This is a genomic window from Polynucleobacter sp. (assembly GCF_030693775.1).
Lineage (GTDB): Bacteria > Pseudomonadota > Gammaproteobacteria > Burkholderiales > Burkholderiaceae > Polynucleobacter.
Window position 1 is genome coordinate 231,319 of sequence record NZ_JAUXZY010000004.1, and the last position, 19,867, is coordinate 251,185.

17 protein-coding genes are annotated in these 19,867 nt (G+C 50.3%); 4 read left to right on the forward strand and 13 right to left on the reverse strand.

From position 1 onward, the window contains the following. Nucleotides 1-6 precede the first annotated feature (6 nt). The 7 genes from purH to Q8M75_RS03990 form a co-directional block, all read right to left on the reverse strand. Nucleotides 7-1,587, reverse strand: coding sequence for a bifunctional phosphoribosylaminoimidazolecarboxamide formyltransferase/IMP cyclohydrolase (gene purH / locus Q8M75_RS03960; RefSeq protein WP_305486417.1), 1,581 nt, complete (start codon nucleotides 1,585-1,587; stop codon nucleotides 7-9). A gap of 43 nt (nucleotides 1,588-1,630) precedes the next feature. Further along, complete coding sequence (locus Q8M75_RS03965) at nucleotides 1,631-1,867, reverse strand: helix-turn-helix domain-containing protein (protein ID WP_305486420.1); 237 nt, start codon at nucleotides 1,865-1,867, stop codon at nucleotides 1,631-1,633. Between the two features lie 17 nt (nucleotides 1,868-1,884). Then, nucleotides 1,885-2,901 carry a tRNA dihydrouridine synthase DusB gene (gene dusB, locus Q8M75_RS03970; protein WP_305486423.1) on the reverse strand — a complete coding sequence of 339 codons (1,017 nt, stop codon included), beginning with the start codon at nucleotides 2,899-2,901 and terminating at the stop codon, nucleotides 1,885-1,887. 165 nt (nucleotides 2,902-3,066) lie between these two features. Further along, the gene (locus Q8M75_RS03975; RefSeq protein ID WP_305486424.1) at nucleotides 3,067-4,233 is read right to left on the reverse strand and encodes an FAD-dependent monooxygenase; all 1,167 of its coding nucleotides are present in this window, start codon (nucleotides 4,231-4,233) and stop codon (nucleotides 3,067-3,069) included. Nucleotides 4,234-4,235: 2 nt separating this feature from the next. After that, nucleotides 4,236-5,606: an aminopeptidase P N-terminal domain-containing protein gene (locus Q8M75_RS03980; RefSeq protein ID WP_305486426.1), complete on the reverse strand. Its 1,371-nt coding sequence runs from the start codon at nucleotides 5,604-5,606 to the stop codon at nucleotides 4,236-4,238. Beyond that, nucleotides 5,593-6,306 (reverse strand): N-acetylmuramate alpha-1-phosphate uridylyltransferase MurU, encoded by a 714-nt coding sequence (gene murU, locus Q8M75_RS03985; RefSeq protein ID WP_305488157.1) that lies wholly within the window; start codon nucleotides 6,304-6,306, stop codon nucleotides 5,593-5,595. Before murU ends, Q8M75_RS03980 begins: the two co-directional genes overlap by 14 nt. A gap of 33 nt (nucleotides 6,307-6,339) precedes the next feature. Next, the gene (locus tag Q8M75_RS03990; protein WP_305486427.1) at nucleotides 6,340-7,347 is read right to left on the reverse strand and encodes an aminoglycoside phosphotransferase family protein; all 1,008 of its coding nucleotides are present in this window, start codon (nucleotides 7,345-7,347) and stop codon (nucleotides 6,340-6,342) included. A 31-nt stretch (nucleotides 7,348-7,378) separates the two neighbouring features. Here Q8M75_RS03990 and Q8M75_RS03995 point away from each other — a divergent pair, with 31 nt between their 5' ends. The 4 genes from Q8M75_RS03995 to rsmA are packed head-to-tail and all read left to right on the forward strand — an operon-like array spanning nucleotide 7,379 to nucleotide 13,037. Beyond that, nucleotides 7,379-9,856, forward strand: a complete 2,478-nt coding sequence (locus tag Q8M75_RS03995; protein WP_305486429.1) for an LPS-assembly protein LptD — start codon at nucleotides 7,379-7,381, stop codon at nucleotides 9,854-9,856. A gap of 8 nt (nucleotides 9,857-9,864) precedes the next feature. Further along, nucleotides 9,865-11,286: a peptidylprolyl isomerase gene (locus Q8M75_RS04000; RefSeq protein WP_305486431.1), complete on the forward strand. Its 1,422-nt coding sequence runs from the start codon at nucleotides 9,865-9,867 to the stop codon at nucleotides 11,284-11,286. Continuing rightward, nucleotides 11,273-12,268, forward strand: coding sequence for a 4-hydroxythreonine-4-phosphate dehydrogenase PdxA (gene pdxA / locus Q8M75_RS04005; RefSeq protein WP_305486434.1), 996 nt, complete (start codon nucleotides 11,273-11,275; stop codon nucleotides 12,266-12,268). The genes Q8M75_RS04000 and pdxA overlap by 14 nt, the downstream gene beginning before the upstream one ends. Next, nucleotides 12,252-13,037 (forward strand): 16S rRNA (adenine(1518)-N(6)/adenine(1519)-N(6))-dimethyltransferase RsmA, encoded by a 786-nt coding sequence (rsmA, locus tag Q8M75_RS04010; RefSeq protein ID WP_305486436.1) that lies wholly within the window; start codon nucleotides 12,252-12,254, stop codon nucleotides 13,035-13,037. The genes pdxA and rsmA overlap by 17 nt, the downstream gene beginning before the upstream one ends. Here rsmA and Q8M75_RS04015 read toward each other — a convergent pair. Genes Q8M75_RS04015 through Q8M75_RS04040 form a run of 6 tightly spaced genes read right to left on the reverse strand, consistent with a single transcriptional unit; the run spans nucleotide 12,998 to nucleotide 19,831 of the window. Beyond that, nucleotides 12,998-13,762, reverse strand: coding sequence for a 1-acyl-sn-glycerol-3-phosphate acyltransferase (locus Q8M75_RS04015; RefSeq protein ID WP_305486438.1), 765 nt, complete (start codon nucleotides 13,760-13,762; stop codon nucleotides 12,998-13,000). The genes rsmA and Q8M75_RS04015 overlap by 40 nt on opposite strands. After that, the gene (gmhB, locus tag Q8M75_RS04020) at nucleotides 13,759-14,337 is read right to left on the reverse strand and encodes a D-glycero-beta-D-manno-heptose 1,7-bisphosphate 7-phosphatase (protein WP_305486441.1); all 579 of its coding nucleotides are present in this window, start codon (nucleotides 14,335-14,337) and stop codon (nucleotides 13,759-13,761) included. Before gmhB ends, Q8M75_RS04015 begins: the two co-directional genes overlap by 4 nt. Beyond that, entirely contained in the window at nucleotides 14,334-16,484 is a 2,151-nt protein-coding gene (gene glyS, locus Q8M75_RS04025; protein WP_305486442.1) for a glycine--tRNA ligase subunit beta, read from the reverse strand. The genes gmhB and glyS overlap by 4 nt, the downstream gene beginning before the upstream one ends. Nucleotides 16,485-16,493: 9 nt before the next feature. Next, nucleotides 16,494-17,378, reverse strand: a complete 885-nt coding sequence (gene glyQ, locus Q8M75_RS04030; RefSeq protein ID WP_108469750.1) for a glycine--tRNA ligase subunit alpha — start codon at nucleotides 17,376-17,378, stop codon at nucleotides 16,494-16,496. 60 nt (nucleotides 17,379-17,438) lie between these two features. Then, nucleotides 17,439-18,974: an apolipoprotein N-acyltransferase gene (lnt, locus tag Q8M75_RS04035; protein ID WP_305486445.1), complete on the reverse strand. Its 1,536-nt coding sequence runs from the start codon at nucleotides 18,972-18,974 to the stop codon at nucleotides 17,439-17,441. A gap of 8 nt (nucleotides 18,975-18,982) precedes the next feature. Further along, nucleotides 18,983-19,831, reverse strand: a complete 849-nt coding sequence (locus tag Q8M75_RS04040; RefSeq protein WP_305486448.1) for an HlyC/CorC family transporter — start codon at nucleotides 19,829-19,831, stop codon at nucleotides 18,983-18,985. Between the last annotated feature and the right edge of the window lie 36 nt (nucleotides 19,832-19,867).

Here is a 19,867-nt window from a genome sequence, read left to right on the forward strand (position 1 = left end):
TTCGTTCTAGTGACGGAAGTGGCGTGTGCCGGTGAAGACCATTGCGATGCCATGCTCATTGGCGGCGGCAATGATTTCCTCATCGCGCATGCTGCCACCAGGCTGAATTGCGCAGGTCGCACCTGCAGCAACCACGACATCGAGGCCATCCCGGAACGGAAAGAAAGCATCGCTGGCAACTGCTGAGGACGCTAGGCTAAGGCCTGCATTTTCAGCCTTGATGCTAGCCATGCGGGCTGAGTCAACGCGGCTCATTTGACCAGCGCCAATACCCAAAGTCATGCCGTTGGCGCAATACACAATCGCATTCGATTTAACAAACTTTGCAACCCGCCAAGCAAACATCATATCCGCAAGCTCGGTTGGGGTCGGCTGGCGTTTTGAAACCACACGGAGCTCAGCCTGCGCGACGTTTTTAAAGTCCGGCGACTGTACCAACAAACCACCACCCACACGCTTCATATCGAATGCATTGAATCCAAGGCCGAGTGGAATTTCAAGTAAGCGCACATTTTGTTTGCTAGCAAAAATGGCTTTTGCTTCCGCGGTAAAGCTTGGTGCAATGAGGACCTCAACAAATTGCTTGGAGATCGCTTCGGCCATAGCACCATCGCAAGGCACATTCAATGCAATGATCCCGCCAAAGGCAGAGCTTGGGTCAGTTTTAAAGGCTTTTTGATAGGCTTCCAGGCCAGTTATACCGGTAGCTACACCGCAAGGGTTGGCATGCTTGATGATGACGCAGGCTGCTGGAGCAGTAGTGTCAGCCGAAAAGCTCTTGACGCATTCCCATGCTGCATCCGCATCGGCAATGTTGTTATAGGAAAGCTCTTTGCCTTGAAGCTGATGGTAATTAGCGAGGGCACCAGCAACGGTAGCGGTATCACGATAAAACGCAGCCGATTGGTGTGGGTTCTCACCGTAGCGCATCTCTTGCACTTTAGTAAATGCCAGGTGTAGGGTCTCTGGGTAGGGTGAGCGATTGGCATGGCTTAAATCGCTGTCCAGCGATGAGAGGTAGTTTGCAATCGCGCCATCGTATTGCGCGGTATGCGCAAACACTTTTTTAGCCAGGCGCAAATTGCTTTCATACGAAACCCTATTTTGATTGGCTTTCATTTCGCTCAAGATGGGTTCGTAGTCTTCTGGTGAAATTAACACCGTCACATCCTGATGGTTTTTTGCTGCTGCACGCAGCATCGCTGGTCCGCCAATATCAATGTTCTCAACGGCTTCGTCAAAAGAGCAATCAGCTTTCGCTACAGTTTGGTTGAATGGGTACAGATTAATCACCAGCATATCAATCGGCGCAATACCATGGGCTGCGATGGCGTCCATGTGCTCTTTCGAGTCGCGACGCGCGAGTAAGCCACCGTGAACCATTGGGTGAAGGGTTTTTACGCGGCCATCGAGCATTTCTGGGAACTGGGTGAGGGACGATACCTCGGTCACGGGCAAACCATTGTCCGCAAGAAGTTTGGCTGTCCCGCCAGTAGAAATGAGTTTGACGCCCAAAGCATGCAGGGCTTGGGCAAAAGGAATAATGCCCTGTTTGTCGGATACGGATAAGAGTGCGGTGCGAATCATGATGGAGTGTAGGCGTTCAAAGTAGGGGTATGAGGACAGCGCTTTAAATCAGCTGATGTTCGGTTAATTTTTTATGGAGCGTATTACGGTTAATGCCAAGGTATTGCGCAGCTAGAGATTGATTTTTTTTGGCGTGCTGCATCACAACCTCGAGCATAGGTTTTTCCACCACACTCAACACCATGCGGTACACATCATCGGGAGGGTTGCCATTGAGGTCGGCAAAATAGCGTTGCAACTGCGTTTGAACGCATTCGCTAATGGGGTGTTTATTGGGCATCGTATAACTCAGTCTATTTAAGCAGCTTCTAAAAATAACAGGCGATCCGAATGGGATTTCATCTCATCAAAAAAATCATTCACCATTTGCAATTGGGTTTTGCAGTCATCGGCCGTGTTCATGCGTTGGCGAAAAGCATGCGAGTCACGCAAACCTTTGCAATACCAGCCAATGTGCTTGCGGGCGGTTCGTAGCCCAATGTATTCGCCATAAAAGGCATAGTGATCAATTAAGTGGGCGTTCATGATGGTCTGAATTTCAGCCACTTCCGGAACATCCAATTTTTTTCCCGTCTTCAGGTAGTAATCAATTTCCCGAAAGATCCAAGGACGGCCTTGAGCAGCTCTACCAATCATGATGGCGTCGGCGCCCGTTTGCTCTAAAACAAACGCGGCCTTTTCAGGTGAATGAATATCGCCATTGGCGACTACCGGAATGCGAACGGCTGATTTCACCGCAGTAATGGTTTCGTATTCCGCTTCGCCGTGATACAGATCAGCACGGGTACGACCATGCACTGTCAGCATGCTGATCCCTGATTGTTCTGCAAGGCTCGCAATCGCTAAGGCATTCTTATGTTCCCGGTCCCAGCCGGTGCGGATTTTTAATGTCACAGGGACCGCATCTGGCCCAGTACCAACCGCATTCACTACAGCCTCAAGAATCTGCTGTACCAAGGGTTCATCGCGCAATAGGGCGGAACCAGCTGCAACGTTACACACCTTCTTGGCAGGGCAGCCCATATTGATATCAATGATTTGCGCGCCATGGTCCACATTGATCCTAGCCGCAGTAGCCATCATGGCCGGATCGGCTCCAGCAATTTGCACGGCAATCGGTTTGAACTCGCCTTGGTGATTAGCGCGGCGCTGGGTTTTTTCACTATTCCACAGCAGGGCATTGGATGCGACCATTTCAGAGACCGCATAACCTGCACCCAGTTTTTTGCAAAGTTGCCGAAATGGACGATCAGTCACACCAGCCATGGGCGCAACGAAGAGTCGATTGGCTAATTGGTGGGTGCCGATTTTCATAAAAGCCGTAGCGTCAATGGGAACATCAATGGGGGGGAATGCTGCAAATAAGCGAGCATTCCATTGTAGCGTAGGCGAGGGGTAATCTGCCTAATTTTTAGGCAGAACCAGACCGTCTAGGAAAGCTGAAGGTGGATGCGTAAGGGCTTGATTTAGGAGAGTTGCTTAGCGGCGACCAAACATCATCTGGCGTGCCAAGCCTGTTTTAACCGGCGGCAACCATTGCAACAGCGATAGCGCAGCGCCACGCGCTGCGATTACGGGGGCGAGTGGTGAGGTAAATACGCGTGCTAAAAAATCAGTAATGCCGATGGTTGCTTTCCGATCGGCTTGCCTGCTGAGGCTGTATTCATACAAGGTGTTGTCAATGGCGTTGCGTGATTTAGTGACATGCGTTTGCTTTGAAAACAAATCGCTGAGTTGTTCTGCGAGGAGATAGGCATCACGCAAACCCAGATTTAAACCTTGACCAGCGACGGGATGAAGCGCTTGCGCTGCATTACCGATCCACACTTCATTGCCTTGCACAATCTCTTTGCGGTAGTTCAGGCCCAGTGGATAGAGTCGCCGATCACGAATCGATTTAAATTGGCCTACGCGCGAACCGAAGGTTGATTGAAGCTCATGTAAAAAATCTGCATCGGAAATGCCATTCAGTCTTTCTGCGGTAGTGGGCGAACTGCACCACACCATATTGAGTACATTGCTACCATGATGGCTAGGCAACAAGGCCAATGGTCCTTCACTAGTGAAGCGCTCCCATGCGTGGTGAGCCTGTGCATTTTCCACTTCAACGAGACCAACGAGGGCCGATTGCTGGTAGTCACGGCCTGACTCAACCCAGTCTTGCTGGGTAAAGAGGCCGCCTTCCGCATGCACAATGCAGCGGGCACGGGAACGGTCTTGAACTTCGTCTGAGCCCGTGTGTTGCCAAACGAAGTGCGGCGCCTTTTTTTGTAGTTGACGCAAGGACTCTCTGAGCGCAAGGTGAATACCGCGGTAGCGCACGATATGCCCCAAGGCTTCTTGGCCTAATTCCTCGCGGGTCATGAGTGCGCGTCCAAATTGACCCACATGCGATACATGGACCGAATGGATTGCGCATGAATCACTGGGCCATGCATTAATCGTATCTAGTAATAATTTGCTGCCATGGGATAAAGCAATGCCTCTGGTGTCGCTGGCAACAATATCGCTATCGTTTTGGGGATTGCGATCAATCAGATGAAGCGAGAGCTCTGGAAACTTCTGTAAGCACCATGCGGCGCAAGCTAAGCCTACTGGGCCGCCGCCAATGATTTGTACATCCACAGATGCATTTGATGAAGACATGCTTAGCCGCGCATCACTGCTTCGATTTCATCGGCCTTGACCGGGACGCCGCGGGAGATCAAGTCACACCCATTTTTAGTGACTAGGGCATCGTCTTCAATTCGAATACCGATATTCCAAAACGCCTTTGGCACATCGTCTGAAGGGCGAACATATAGGCCGGGCTCAATGGTCAACATCATGTTCTCTCGAAGAATGCGCCATGGCTTTTCAGTAGCGTTGCTGCTGCCCGCTTCACGATAGGAACCGACATCATGCACATCCATGCCTAACCAGTGGCTGGTGCGGTGCATATAAAAACGGCGGTATGCACCTGTTTCGATGGCATTGTCGAGTGAGCCTAACTCATGCAATGAGAGGAGTTTTTCATCCAGCATGCCTTGGGTTAAGACGCGGACCGCAGCATCGTGGGGTTGCATAAAAGTGTTACCCGGCTTAGTGGCAGCAACTGCCGCTTCTTGCGCAGCTAGGGTGATGTCATATAGCGCGCGCTGCGCTGCTGAATAGCGTCCATTAATTGGAAAAGTACGTGTGATGTCAGAGGCATAGCCATCGAGTTCACAGCCAGCATCAATCAAACACAGATCCCCAGATCGTAGTTCAGCAGCACTGGCGCGGTAATGCAAGATGCAGGCATTAGCGCCGGCAGCAACAATACTGTTGTAGGCAACGCTTTGTGCACCGCTATGACGAAACTCGTGCAACAACTCAGCCTCAATTTGGTATTCACGTTGGCCGGGTCGGCAGGTGCGCATGGCACGCAAATGTGCCTCTGCAGAAATCGCTGCAGCACGGCGCATGGTTTCAATTTCACTAGCATCTTTAAATAGACGCATCTCGTGAACCAGTGCTTCGATGTCACGAAACTCCGATGGGGCATTGACTCCAGCACGCGCTTGCCCACGAACGCGATCAATCCAATGGCGTATGCGGCGATCGGTTTCAGCGTTGCTGGCTAAGCGAATGTAGAGCGCTGCTTGATCTGCCAGTAGCTTGGGTAACTCCTGATCCAATTCGGTATTGGGATATGCATGATCAACCCCTAAGTAGTCTGGCGCTGCTTCGGGTCCTAGGCGCAGGCCATCCCAGATTTCCCGCTCAGCATCTTTAGGGCGGCAAAAAAGATGGGCTACAACGGCATTGCGATCAATTTGCAGCACCAGGGTGGCGCCCGGCTCATCAAATCCGGTTAAGTAAAAGAAATCACTGTCATGCCGATAGGGAAATTCACTATCGCGATTGCGCAATTGCTCTGGCGCTGTGGAGAGAATAGCAATTCCACCACCGGACTGCTCACGAATATGCTTGGCCAACTGGGCGCGGCGCTGACGGTAGAGATCAGCCTGAAAGACAGGAGGGTTACTTGGGATCATAGGATTGATTTAGTTCGTATAAACGCTGCGGCGTCCCTACATCGTGCCACGGACCGGTATATTTTTCACCGAAGACCTGATTTTTGGCCATAGCCGAGCGTAGTAAAGGGGCTAATTTTGCCGCTTCGCCCAATTTTAGGTCTGCAAACAGGGATTGGTGATAAATGCCGATGCCAGAAAAGGTCAGTTTCGTCTCCTGCAGTAGGGAGGTGATTGGCTTCTCGCTGACATGCTCGCCATGTAGGTAAAAATCGCCCTCTGGGTGTTGTGGAGGGTTGGGTACTAGCGCTAAGTATGCAAGTGGCTTAGCGCCACCATCTACATACGCCTGAAAGCGGCTTGTAAATGCAGCAATCGGGAGGCCAGGACAAAATACATCGCCATTGATCACTAAAAAGTAGGGCTCTGGGTTTAATGGCCCCAAGGCCTGGCGGATTCCTCCAGCAGTCTCAAGAGCGGTTTCTTCTGGTGAGTACTGGATGTGCGCCCCCCACTTAGTACCGTCACCCAAAGCGAGTTCGATTTGCTCGCCGAGCCACGCATGGTTAATCACGATGCGACTCGTTTTTGCGGCGACTAAGGCCTCAATATGCCATTGCAATAATGATTTACCTTGAATTTGCAGGAGCGGCTTTGGTGTTGTATCCGTCAGCGGGCGCATCCGCTCGCCACGTCCTGCCGCCAATAAAAGGCATGGCAATGCACCGGAGGTAGGAGAGCTATTCATAGATTTTTACTTTATTGAGCTAATGGCATTAGCGCGCTCTAATATGCGAGCGAGTGGTTTTAACTCAATGTAGCGATTGGTAGTCGCTAAGGCATATTTCAATACCAGCGGAATATCCTTGAGGTAAGCATCTTTACCATCGCGGTGATAAAGACGCGCAAAAATTCCCAATACTTTGATGTGGCGCTGTAAACCCATCCACTCAAAGTCACGATAGAACTCGCCAAAATCAGCATGCATGGGCAAACCTTTTTTACGACCCAATTCCCAATAACGCGCAACCCAATCGATTACCCGTTCTTCAGGCCACTCAATATAAGCATCGCGCCACAGGGATGCAGCATCATAAGTGATCGGCCCATAGACAGCATCTTGAAAATCCAAGATGCCAGGATTATGAATTTCAGTACACATTAAATTGCGCGAATGGAAATCACGATGGACATACACCTGCGGCTGCGCCATATTATTTTTTAAAATCAAATGAAATGCATTGCGCATGTATTTTTCTTCATCTGCAGTCAGTTCAAATTGCAGGTGTTTTTTTAAATACCACTCCGGTAGAAGATCCAATTCCCGCTGCAATAGCGCTTCGGAATACTCTGGTAATACACCAGGATGACTAGCCAATTGCATTTCTACTAATGCATCGATTGCATCGCCATATAAGCTATCCGCATTGGAATCATTGAGGGCGGTCAGGTAAGTTGTGGAGCCTAAATCGCTCAGCAGTAAAAACCCATCCAACGTATTTTTTTCCAGAACACGCGGTACGTGTAGCTCTGCTTTTTGTAGTAATTCGGCGATCGCAATAAAGGGCTCAACCGGTTCGGATTGCGGGGGTGCATCCATCACAATCAGGGTGGGGTAAAGGGCATTTTGGCTATGGAGCCGGAAATAGCGCCGAAAGCTCGCATCAGACGATGCGGGCACCAGTGATGGCAGGTCTAGCTCCCAGCTGGCGGGGAGGCCTTCTAGCCATTGGCGGAGGGTATCAAGGCGGGTATTAGGCATATCGATTCGTATAATAAGTGGGTCTGGATCTATGAGCCATTATCGCCGTCGCGCTGGTCTTTGCGCCCCCCTTATTTTTACCCCATTTTTACGAGTAATGATGGGGTGTTTTTGGCTGTATTTTTCAGCGACCGCATTTGCTCAGGCACCGGCCTCAAGTCTCTCATCTTCGCAGCGCACTAACCCTAATTTTGTCTTGGTTCCCGACCGCGGCAATGTCAGCGTTTTAAAGCTAGACGATCAATTGCGCGTTGGAAAACCCATTTCAGATAACCAAGCATTAACGTTCACCTTTAGTGATTCGATTGAGGGCATTGTTGATCGTGAAATGAAGCTGAAGGGCCGCGCTCAAATTCGGCGAAACGATACCGTGCTCAAGGCCAATGAAATTATTTATCACCCTGATACGGACATTGCCGATCTGATCGGCAATGTTGAAATGATTAAAGGTAACTCGACATTTCGAGGGCCAAAAGCCAGCTTTAAAGTAGATGCGCGGCAAGGCGAGATGCAGGAGCCAAGTTATGAAATTCGCGATAACCGCTCAAGTGGTAAGGCAAAAAAGTTAACGATTCAATCGTCCGATATTTTTGTATTTGATAAGGGCACTTACTCCACCTGTTCGCCTGACAATCTAGATTGGTATTTCACTGCAGACCGCATGGAAGTCGACAACGAGCAAAAAGAAATGACGGGCACGAATGGCGTAATGCGATTCTTCGATGTGCCGATTGCATACACGCCTTACTTTAGTTTGCCAACCTCCAATCAGCGGCGCTCGGGTTTGCTTGCTCCGATTGCTGGCTATAGCTCAAATAATGGCATTGATATCACTCAGCCCTATTACTTTAATATTGCGCCTAATCGTGATTTACTGATCATGCCGCGCTACATGACATTTCGGGGTACGCAATTGGGCGGGTCGTATCGCTACATTGATCCAAAGTACTCCGGAACCGTAGCAGCGGAATACTTGCCTTACGACAAGATACTGGGGCGCGATCGCTGGAAGTACGATTGGCAGCAACGCCAAAGCATTGCTCCTACTTGGAATGCGTATGCGAACATTGCGCGGGTCTCGGATAATTTATACCCGATTGATTTTTCAAGAACCTTAGCGGGCGGTATCACTAATCAATTTAGACAAGAGGTAGGAACTACATCCTTAATCAAAGGGTGGAATGTTTCGGCTAGAGCTATGACCTTCCAGACCTTGCAGCCGGATCCTACTGTCACAGTTCAATCTCCCTACAACGTCTTGCCACAAGTCGTTGCGGCGTATAACAGCCAGAACGCCTTACTGACTCCGGATCGCAGGCAGCAATTTGTTAGTCTGCCTACTGGCCCACAAGTAAGTTTTTCAAGTGACTTCACCCGCTTTGCCTATAACATCGGCGGTAATTTGGCAGCTACTGCGCCGGGTGTATTTAGTCAAGCTGATCGAACTGTGGTCAAGGCCGCAGTGGGTATGCCAAAGATCACCCCTGGTTACTACATTAAGCCGAGGCTGAGTGTGCAGTCGAATAATTACAATGCCACCGCATTCATACCCGGTTATCCGCCAGCGCAGGGCTTCACCATACCCACCTTTAGTTTGGACTCGGGCTTAGCGTTTGAGCGAGAGGCGGCCGAGCTCAAGGGCTTTTTTGGACGGGATATGTTGGTGACGATGGAGCCACGTGCTTTCTACGTCTTCACGCCATTTCAAGACCAGACAAATACCCCGTTATTTGATACCGCGAATGCCGGTTTTGGTATTACCCAAATTTTCAGCGAAAACACCTTTGTCGGTAATGACCGTATAGCGGATAACAACAAGTTAACCATGGGCGTTACAAGTCGCATGATCGAAGCAGCTACTGGAGCGGAACGCGCCAACCTCACCTTAGCTCAGCGCCAGGATTTCACTGGGCAACGGGTCGGGTTGACAAATACGATACAAAATCCCACTACGTATTCCGATACCTTGGGCGCTGGCTCGGTTCGGCTTATGGGAAACTTTAATGTGGATGCATTCGGCCAGTACAACACCCAGCTCAATCGCCTCGTTCAGACAACAGTTGGTGGTAGTTGGCGACCCACCATGGGTCGAAGCCTTAATTTTGGCTATCGCAACGTTTGGAGCCCACCCGTATCAGCCTCGCCAGAAAATAACTTAGCAGGATCGCCAGGTGTTACCACCACCGATCAATACAATATTTCCGGGCAGTGGCCCATAACCCGCAAGATTTCCACGCTAGGCCGCTGGGGATATGACTCCTTGACCATGAATACCCTTAATTTACTAGCGGCTTTGGAATACAAAGAGGACTGCTGGACCGGTCGATTTGCTTACTCTCAGGTTCGCAACACCACCCAAATCACCACGACCCAGGTGCTTTTTCAAATCGAATTTAGGGGATTTGGTGCCGCCGGTAGTAATCCAGTTGATATCATGAGGTTAAATGTTCCGGGATACATGCCGACTACCAGAACATTACCGCCCTCAATTTATGAGAACTACCAATGACGTTTTGCATGAACCGCAGCATTAAGTTAATCCGCACTCTTTTTTTGTTTGCCTGTGTTGCCCTGGCATTACCCAGTTACGCCCAATCGAATGCCCCTGCCAATGCGCCTGACAGCAAGATACGGGATATTGATGGCGTCGCCGCTGTAGTCAATACAGGTTACGTTACCCGTAAAGAAATTGATGACCGGATGGCAACGATTATGAAACAGGGTGGTGGCGCAGCGATGCCAGACAAAGAAACCCTGCGCAAGCAAGTACTAGAGCGCCTGATTGTAGAAAAAATTCAATTGCAAGATGCCGAGCAGAGTGGCATTAGTGTTAGTAATGCGGAGCTCGATAAAATTATTGCCGATATTGCTGCTCGTAATAAGTTAACGATGGCGGAATTTCGGGCCACCATTCAGAAGTCAGGGTCGAGTTTTGAGCGCTATCGCGAGATGTTGCGCGATGACATCATTGTCACGCGCTTTCGGGAACGTGAGGTGGATTCGCAGATAAAAATCTCCGACGCCGAAGTCGATAACTACATTAGCGAACGTACACGAGCCATGAATTCCCCAGCAGCCAATACTCCGGGAGCGGGTGGACAAGAAGAGTTGGACGTGGCTCAAATCTTTATTCCGGTTGACACCAATGCTGGTCCTGGCGCGATTGCAGAGGCGCGCAAACAGGCCGATGCCTTATTGCGGGAAGCGCGTGGCGATGTGGATTTCTTGCAGCTTGGCGCAAAGGCAGCAAAAGAAAACCCACGTATTAAATTCCAAAATTTGGGGTACCGAACACCAGACCGTTTGCCACAACTTTTTCTTGAGGCGGTGCGCAATATTGGATCGGGACAGCTTGCTAATAGTGTAGTAAAAAGCCCTGCTGGATTTCACGTACTTAAAGTGTTAGATCGTCGTGTCATCGCAGCAGCAGGGCAAGCCCCAACTCTAGAAGCGGTAGGTGACACCACACCCAAAAACATTACGATTACAGAGACCAATGCGCGGCATATCTTGCTGCGCAATCGGGCTGGGCTAACGGATGCAGATGCGGAGCGCCGTTTGGCTGGATACCGTGATCAAGTTCGCGCCAAGGCGGCCGATTTCGGTGAATTAGCGAAGAAACACTCCGAGGATGGCTCGGCTGCCAACGGCGGTGTTTTGGGGTGGATGTCCCCCGGTCAGTTGGTGCCTGAGTTTGAGGTCGCTATGAATCGATTGCAAATTGGCGAAGTGAGTAATCCGGTGAGGACCGAGTTTGGTTGGCACTTAATTCAAGTACTTGAGCGTAGAGAGGCTCAGCTTACCGTCGAAAAGCAGCGTGAATTCGCACGGGCTGCTATACGTGAACGTAAGTTTGAGCAGCTCTATCAAGATTGGCTCCGTCAATTGCGAGATACAGCGACTGTGCGCATTCTTAACCTAGACAATGTCACGCGTTGATTTAGTCATTACAACGGGCGAGCCGGCCGGCATCGGTCCTGAGGTATCGCTACAAGCAGCACAGGTATTTTTGCAAGAGCAGGCAGATGCCAACATTACATTGATTGGTGATCCAAGCCTTTTTGGTGAGGGTGTAAGGCATCCGCGCTTGCAGATGGAGTCCGTGAAATTAAGTAAGCCTGCGGTGTCAGGCGTGCTCGATGTCAATAATGCAGCCTATGTACTGGCTACACTCGATTCCGCAGTAGCTGGATGTCAGGCGGGGCGTTTTCAAGCCATGGTGACTGCACCCGTGCACAAGGGGATTATCAATCAGTCTGGCATTGCATTTACAGGGCACACAGAGTATTTGGCAGCAGCATGTGGCGTAAAGCGTGTAGTGATGCTGTTGTGTGCCAACCTTCCTGCTGGTTTAATGGGTTTACAGCGGAGTCTGCCATTGCGCGTTGCTCTGGCAACCATCCATGTGCCGCTTGCTTTGGTTCCAGCTCAGATCACGGTCAAGTCGGTATTGGAAACGATTGAAATTCTGCACACCGGTTTGAAGAGTCAATTTGGCATTGCCGCGCCACGAATTTTGGTAGCAGGATTAAATCCGCATGCAGGTGAAGGCGGCTATTTGGGCTCAGAAGAAAGTGCCATCATTGAGCCGGCACTTGCACAGGCACAGCAATCCGGCGTTCGGGTAGAAGGGCCATTTCCGGGGGATACCTTGTTTGATTTTCGATCACTGGATCAGGTAGACGCCTATTTAGCCATGTACCACGATCAAGGCTTGGCCCCCTTTAAATTTGTTGCCTTTAATACTGGCGTGAACGTGACCCTTGGATTACCAATTATTCGAACCTCAGTAGATCATGGCACTGCTCTCGATATTGCTGGCAAGGGAGTCGCTGACGCAGGCAGCATGCTGGAAGCTTTGCGTCTGGGATTTCAGCTGGCCCGGCATCGAAAGGCTGCGTTAGATGCATCAGGCTCGTAAGCGCTTCGGTCAAAACTTTTTGCATGATGAAGGCATCATTCATGCGATTGTGAGCTTGATTGGACCCTCTAGTGATGCAGCCATTTTAGAGATTGGCCCAGGCCTTGGGGCCCTAACTAAGCCCTTATTGGCTAATCTAGAGAGTTTGGACTTACTTGAAATCGATCGCGATTTAGTCGCTTATTGGTGTAAGCAGCAGTTGCCGGGGCTAACAATTACCGAGGGCGATGCTCTTAACTTTGATTTTCTGGGATGGGCTCGAGAAAAAAAATCGACCGGCTCAAAACAGATCAAGGTGGTTGGTAATTTGCCCTACAACATTTCTTCTCCCTTACTATTTCATTTGGTCGGCGCGGCAACCGAGATAGATGAGCAAGTATTTATGCTGCAAGCAGAAGTAGTGGAGCGCATGGTGGCCGAAGCAGGCTCCTCCGAATACAGCCGCTTATCCGTAATGTTGCAAGCCCGGTACCATTTAGAAAAACTATTGGATGTGCCACCAGAGGCATTTGATCCGCAGCCTAAGGTGAATTCTGCGGTTGTGCGCATGATTCCGCGGAGTAATTTCAATACATCGCCTGAGGAGTGGCGCGCACTGGAAAAAGTCGTGGCAGCCGCCTTTGCGCAAAGGCGTAAGATGCTGCGCACTAATTTGCAAGATTACCTTGGGCGCTTGCAGCTACAAGAGGATGAGCTGACCCAGCGAGCGCAAGACATTTCGGTTGCACGCTATTTGGAATGGGCTTCCGTCTTGGCTGCATCCTCGTAGGCGCTCGGATCAATTACTCGCATTTCAGTTTCGATCCAGGATTCGACGGCGCTATTGAGTTGCCCGCCTGTCTTACCTTCAGATGCAATCACGGGGCCAATCGAAATAATCACCAACCCGGGATACTTTAAAAAGCGATTGCGTGGCCAAACCCGGCCCGCATTGTGCGCTACCGGAATAACTGCAGCCCCAGTAGCAGTGGCTAAGCGTGCACCCCCTTTTAGGTAGGGCTTATGGGATCCAACCGCAGTCCGTGTGCCCTCCGGAAAGAGCATGATCCATTTGCCCTCTTTCAGGCGTGCTCGGCCTTGACTTGCCACTGAAAGGGCTGCGGTCTCGCGGTTATCGCGGTTAATGTGAATCATTTTGAGCGCAGCCATGACCCAGCCAAAGAACGGAATCCACAATAACTCCCGTTTGAATACGTAACAGAGCTGTTTAGGAAATAAAGCAATATAAGCAATGGTTTCCCAGGCGGATTGGTGTTTGCTGAGAATGATGATGGGTTGGTCAAGGGCTCCCAACATATGTTCCATGCCCCGAATTTCATAGCGAATGCCGCATAGCCATTGCAGAACCCAAAGGACGGTTTTATTCCAGCCACTCACAAAACGGTAACGAGTTTCACTGCGCATAAATGGAAATACTGCCAGGCAAATGATTGCCCAGATTGGCGTAAATACCAGCAAGAAAAGCGCAAAGAGGGTTGATCTCAGGTAAATCATGTCTTGGACGCAGATCCCAATAGGGATTTAGTAAATGCCATTAAATCGGCATGCACTACGGTACCCGCTGGCAATATGCCTTTATCGACCGTCTTTTGACCTTTGCCAGTGCGAACCAAGTGGGGGCTTGCGCCCAAAACAGTGGCGGCCTCCAAGTCACGTAAGGAATCACCCACAATAGGCACTCCAGCCAAGGGTAGGGCAGAATCAGTTTTGCGGTAGCGGGACGCAATGTCACGCATGAGGCCGGGTAAGGGTTTGCGGCAATCGCATTGGTCTTCATCGACATGGGGGCAAAAGAAAATACTATCAATGCGGCCGCCCAAAGGAGTTAAAAGATCCATCATTTTTTGATGCATGGCATGCAGGTCATTGATGGTGAATAGACCACGCGCCAAACCTGACTGATTTGTTGCCACTGTTACGTGATAGCCGGCTTGATTGAGTTCCGCAATCGCCTCTAAGCTCCCTGGAAGGGGAATCCACTCATCAGCCGATTTCACGTACTGATCACTGTCGTAGTTAATCACGCCATCGCGGTCGAGAATAACTAACTTAGAGGCGCTTGAGCTCATGCCAAGGTGCCAAGATCGGCAACTAAGTTCATTTGGTGGTGGAGCTGCTGCAACAAAGCTAAGCGGTTATCGCGTAGGACTGGATCTGGATCCATTACCATCACATCGGCGAAAAATTGATCAATCGGCTGACTCAAATCCACTAGCGTACGAAGCAAGCTAACAAACTGGCGCTGGGCATAGGCTGCATCAAGTAGCGGAATGGCTTTTTGCAAAGCCCCATGTAAGGCAATTTCAGCAGGGAGCTTTAAAGCTGCGGCGGAGCACTGCGCCGGAATGGGTGTGGTGGTCTTTTTCAGAATATTGCTGATGCGCTTATTGGCTGCGGCCAATTGGGCTGATTCAGGCAAGGCATTAAATTCACGTACCGCGCGCAGCCGGTCCATTAGGTCATTGAGTTGTTTAGGCTCTTGACTAAGTACCGCATCGATTTCAGCGCTCGTAAATGGCTTGCCTGCTTCCGTTTGATCGCGTAAATAGGCACGCAAACGATCGACGATAAAGGCATAAATTGCAGCCGCATCAGCTTTTTCTTGAACGCCAGCTTGTTTAAATTGCCCGCGAGCCAGCTCGATGAGTTCGGGCAGGCTGCAGGGTAAATTCTTTTCGAGTAGTAATCTGCAAATACCCAAAGCATGGCGACGTAAAGCGTAGGGGTCTTTATCGCCAGTGGGTGCTAGGCCAACCCCCCAGATGCCCACTAAGGTTTCGAGCTTGTCCGCAATTGCTAATACCGTACCAGTCATGCTGCTAGGAAGCGCATCCCCTGCAAAGCGAGGTTGGTAGTGTTCGCTGCATGCTGCGGCCACTTCACTGTTTTCGCCATCGTGCTGGGCATAGTAGCTGCCCATGATCCCTTGTAGTTCTGGAAACTCGCCTACCATGTCCGTGAGTAAATCGGTTTTGGCTAATTCGGCAGCGCGTGCCACGTGTTTTGGATTGACAGCAGAACCCTTACTTTGCAAATCAGTCGCGATGGCAGTGGCGATTGCGCCAACTCGCTCCGTGCGCTCAAGTTGGGTGCCTAGTTGATTGTGGTAGACCACCTTAGCTAAATCAGCGACGCGGGATGACAGCGGCCTTTTTTGGTCTTGCTGGAAGAAAAACCGCGCATCCGATAAGCGGGGGCGCACCACGCGCTCATTGCCTTGGATGATCGACTGCGGGGTAGGAGTTTCAATATTCGATACGATCAAAAAGCGATTACGTAGCTTTCCTGCGGCGTCGGTTAAAGCAAAGTACTTTTGATTGGTTTGCATCGTCAGAATGAGGCACTCTTGCGGTACCTCTAAAAACTCGGCGTCAAAATGGCAGGCATACACTGTAGGCCACTCAACCAATGCCGTTACTTCATCGAGCAAATTGCTGGGCATTAAGACCGCATCGCCTTTAGCCGCCTTGAGGAGTTCGGCTTCGATATAGGCGCGGCGCTCATTGAAGTTGGCCATCACTTTGTTCTTGAGGAGCTCAGCAGCGTATTGATCAGCATGGCTAATCGTCAATAGATTGGGGGCCAAGAAGCGGTGCCCTTCGGTTTGATTTGCGGCATGAATGCCCAGTGCATGCACTGGGAGTAGAGTGCTGCCATGCAGCGCCACAATACGATGGGCCGGACGCGCAAACTGAACATCTTCGAGTGTTCCATCTGCCTGCTGCACTTGGTAATGCATCATTTTGGCAATGGGCAGCGTTTGCAAGGAATTAGCCAGGGCGGTCTGTACGGTATCTGCTAAAACAGCGCCACGGGCTTGGACATTTAAGTAGAGCGCTTCATTTTTATCTTGCCCCGATCGCTCCAAGCTCGCAATGTCGATATCGGGATAACCCAAGGCACTGAGTTTTTTAAACAATGGGGGTGTAGGTTTGCCATTGGCATCGAATGCGACGCTGACCGGTAACACTTTTTCGCGCACCGGAAAGTCTGCTGCTTTACTCAGTACGTGGGTCATCTGTACCGCTAAACGGCGGGGGCTTGCAAAACTGGTGGTGACGGATTCAGAAGTACTTAAGCCAGCCACCTGAATGGAAGCAGACAGGCTTGCAGCAAAGGCATCGCCCAGTTTGCGAAGGGACTTTGGTGGCAGCTCTTCGGTAAATACTTCGATTAAAAGTGTTGCCGAGGAAGATGGAGAGGAAGATGTACTCACAATAAAACCTTACGCAGTGACTTGCTGTTGGCACATTGGGAAACCCAATTGCTCACGGGATTCAAGGTATGCCTGTGCTACCAAGCGAGAGAGGGTGCGAATGCGGCCAATATAAGCGGCGCGTTCAGTTACCGATATGGCGCCGCGGGCATCCAGCAGGTTAAATGTATGGGCAGCTTTCAATACCATTTCATAAGCGGGCAGGGCAAGTGGCACTTCCATTAAGCGTTTGGCTTCGCTCTCGTAGTTACTGAAATTCGTAAAGAGCATTTCAGTATTGGAGTATTCAAAGTTGTAGCGCGACTGCTCCACTTCATTCTGGTGGTACACGTCGCCGTAGGTCACGCCATCGGTCCAAACTAAATCGTAGACATTCGAGCAGTTCTGCAAATACATCGCAAGGCGCTCGATGCCGTAGGTAATTTCACCCAAGACGGGTTTGCAATCAATTCCACCTACCTGCTGGAAGTAGGTAAATTGCGTTACTTCCATGCCATTGAGCCAGACTTCCCAGCCCAACCCCCAGGCGCCTAAGGTTGGGTTTTCCCAGTCGTCCTCTACAAAACGAATGTCGTTTTGCTTTAGGTCCAAACCTAAAGCGCTGAGGGATCCCAAATAGAGTTCCAGAATGTTATCCGGGGCGGGCTTAAGCACAACCTGATACTGGTAGTAGTGTTGCAAGCGGTTAGGATTTTCACCATAGCGCCCATCCTTTGGTCTGCGAGAAGGTTGCACATAGGCCGCCTTCCAGGGCTCTGGACCAATCGCCCGTAAAAAAGTAGCGGTGTGGGATGTGCCTGCGCCCACCTCAAGGTCAATGGGCTGCAATAAGGCGCAGCCTTGTTTATCCCAATAGTCTTGAAGCGTGAGAATAATTTGCTGAAATGTAAGCATAGTGAGCCAGAACCAATCGATCTAAGTGATTGATTTTACCTGCCAATTGCGGGGATTTTCCTAAAACCGGCGCCGTTGCAGGAGGGCAAATGCCAGAAGCAAACTCGCCAAACTCAAAATGGGCCAATTTCCCCAGATCACAAACGGGGTTTTGCCTGTAAAGCCTTGAATCGAAGCGCTCAAGCTTGCTTGGGTCCATTGCGGCAAGGCCTGTAGCACGCGCCCATCCGGACCAATGACCGCAGTAATCCCCGTATTGGTTGAACGAATGCTGGGAAGCCCCGTTTCGATCGAGCGCATTTGCGATAAACGCAATTGTTGGCTGGGTGCTTGGGACTGACCAAACCAGGCTAGGTTAGTGATGTTCACGAATAGATTAACTGGAGCTTCGCTGTTGCGAATGCGGCTTGCCAACTCATTGCCAAAGATATCCTCATAGCAAATGGTGACAGCAGCCCCAATGGGATCTTGACCTACACGCTCAATTTGAAAAGGGGCTTGCATCAACTTGCCCCGAGCAAAATCACTCATCGGAATTCGAAAGGCGTTTACAAACCATTGGAATCCGGGCGGAATAAATTCACCAAAAGGGACAAGGTGAAATTTATCGTAATAGTAGGGCGAAGTATTGGACGGCGATAAGCCGAGGGCGCGGTTGGAATACTGCAATTGCCCATTTTGACTCGGAATAATCCCAATTAAGCCCAGCAGAATATTGCTGTGCGTTGCTTGTGAAAATGCCCTGAGCTGTGGGAGTACATCGCTTGGTAAATCTTTTTCAGTTAATGGAAATGCCGTTTCTGGAAGCACAATGAGATCTGCTGCCTGCTCAACAATGGCGTCGCTATAAAAACGAAGTTGCTGTGCGATTGCATTTGGATTCCATTTCAGACTTTGCTCAAAGTTACCCTGAATCAAGCGAACGCTGATGGGGTTGCCAATCGCTTCGGTAAATCGCAATTGACTAAGGCCCAGCATCAATACTAGCGCTAATCCAATCGGAATGCTGACGCGCAAAAGTGATTGACGCCATGCGCTTAATTGCATCGACGCCCACACCACCAAAAAAGTAGACCCTAAGCCACCTAGTAGGGGTGCAATCGCTGCAAAGGGGCCATTGACTTGGGCTTCGGCAAAGCCGACCCACGGAAAGCCAGTGAAGAGTTGGCCACGGAGGTATTCCATAAGAACCCAGGCCGCGGCCATGATGGCGCTATTCAGAAAAATAGACTGCTGCCGAAGCATTTTGCCCAAAGCGCTGGCCAAACCAAAAAAGAGCGCCATATAGGCTGATAGCAAAACCACGGCAGCGACAGACAGGGCGGCATTCATACCGCCGATGTCATGCAGACTAATAAAAATCCACCACAGTCCAACTACAAAATAAGCCAGGCCAAATAAAAAACCACCGGCAAAGTTCGGCAGAAATTGAGTTGTATTTATTGAAGAGAGTCGCCACCACAAGAGACTCAGCAAGGGTATTTGCAGCCAGCCACCCCAAGGGAGTTCGCCTGCAATCGAGACTGCAATCCCGAGGGCGATGCACAAGAGCCAGTGTGTGTAGCGAGTATCGCTGCGCAAGCTCTGACTAAACAAGCGTTGCCTTAGGCTGATAAAGAATTATCAGATGCCAGGCGCCTTGCTAGCAATACATGAATTTGCCGCGGATCGGCGCGCTGTACTTCAAACTCGATGCCCTCAATCTGAACGCGCTCACCCAGTCTGGGTATACGTCCTAAATGGTGAGTAATTAAGCCCGCTACGGTTTCCACGTCATCATCGTCAAACTGTGTTCCCAAGGTCGCATTTAGCTGATCTAGTTCGGTCATGCCTTTGAGGCGGATGTCACCATTTGCTAGGAGCAGAACGTTATCGGCATCTTCATCAATGTCGTGCTCATCCTCGATGTCACCCACAATTTGCTCAAGTACATCCTCAATCGTCACGATGCCAGCCACGTTGCTGTACTCATCGACAACGATCGCTAAATGATTGCGGTTGGCTCGAAAATCCCGCAACAAGACGCTCAGGCGTTTTGATTCTGGAATAAAAACGGCTGGCCTTAACCAATCGCGCAGTTGAAAGTTGGCTTCACTGGCATGGCGTAATAGATCTTTGGCAAGCAAGATGCCAACGACAGCATCTTTGCTGCCTTCATAAACGGGGTAGCGCGAGTGGGCTGCGGAGATAACGGTTTGAATCACTTCCGTAACCGAGGAGTCAATATCAATCCAGTCGATTTGCGCGCGGGGCACGAGTATGTCCCGGGCACACAATTCACCGACCTGAAAAACCCCCTCAATCATGGAAAGGGCATCTGCATCAATAAAACCCTCTATCTGGGCGGCACGCAAGGTTTCAATTAATTCCTGGCGTCGCTCCGTTGCGCTGGTAGGTTGTGGCGTTAGAAATTCAGCGAGGCGTTCAAGTAAGGATTTATCGGGGTCAGGCATAGAAATAGAATAGCGTAGAACAAAGCAAGCTAAAAA

Excerpts from the sequence above, each read along its gene's own strand:
- Q8M75_RS04015 (WP_305486438.1), bottom strand. The coding sequence starts at position 13,762 with ATGATTTACCTGAGATCAACCCTCTTTGCGCTTTTCTTGCTGGTATTT.
- Q8M75_RS03990 (WP_305486427.1), bottom strand. The coding sequence starts at position 7,347 with ATGCCTAATACCCGCCTTGATACCCTCCGCCAATGGCTAGAAGGCCTC.
- gmhB (WP_305486441.1), bottom strand. The coding sequence starts at position 14,337 with ATGAGCTCAAGCGCCTCTAAGTTAGTTATTCTCGACCGCGATGGCGTG.
- dusB (WP_305486423.1), bottom strand. The coding sequence starts at position 2,901 with ATGAAAATCGGCACCCACCAATTAGCCAATCGACTCTTCGTTGCGCCC.
- Q8M75_RS03965 (WP_305486420.1), bottom strand. The coding sequence starts at position 1,867 with ATGCCCAATAAACACCCCATTAGCGAATGCGTTCAAACGCAGTTGCAA.
- rsmA (WP_305486436.1), top strand. The coding sequence starts at position 12,252 with ATGCATCAGGCTCGTAAGCGCTTCGGTCAAAACTTTTTGCATGATGAA.
- Q8M75_RS03975 (WP_305486424.1), bottom strand. The coding sequence starts at position 4,233 with ATGTCTTCATCAAATGCATCTGTGGATGTACAAATCATTGGCGGCGGC.
- glyQ (WP_108469750.1), bottom strand. The coding sequence starts at position 17,378 with ATGCTTACATTTCAGCAAATTATTCTCACGCTTCAAGACTATTGGGAT.
- purH (WP_305486417.1), bottom strand. The coding sequence starts at position 1,587 with ATGATTCGCACCGCACTCTTATCCGTATCCGACAAACAGGGCATTATT.
- Q8M75_RS03980 (WP_305486426.1), bottom strand. The coding sequence starts at position 5,606 with ATGATCCCAAGTAACCCTCCTGTCTTTCAGGCTGATCTCTACCGTCAG.
- Q8M75_RS04000 (WP_305486431.1), top strand. The coding sequence starts at position 9,865 with ATGAACCGCAGCATTAAGTTAATCCGCACTCTTTTTTTGTTTGCCTGT.
- Q8M75_RS03995 (WP_305486429.1), top strand. The coding sequence starts at position 7,379 with ATGAGCCATTATCGCCGTCGCGCTGGTCTTTGCGCCCCCCTTATTTTT.
- pdxA (WP_305486434.1), top strand. The coding sequence starts at position 11,273 with ATGTCACGCGTTGATTTAGTCATTACAACGGGCGAGCCGGCCGGCATC.
- Q8M75_RS04040 (WP_305486448.1), bottom strand. The coding sequence starts at position 19,831 with ATGCCTGACCCCGATAAATCCTTACTTGAACGCCTCGCTGAATTTCTA.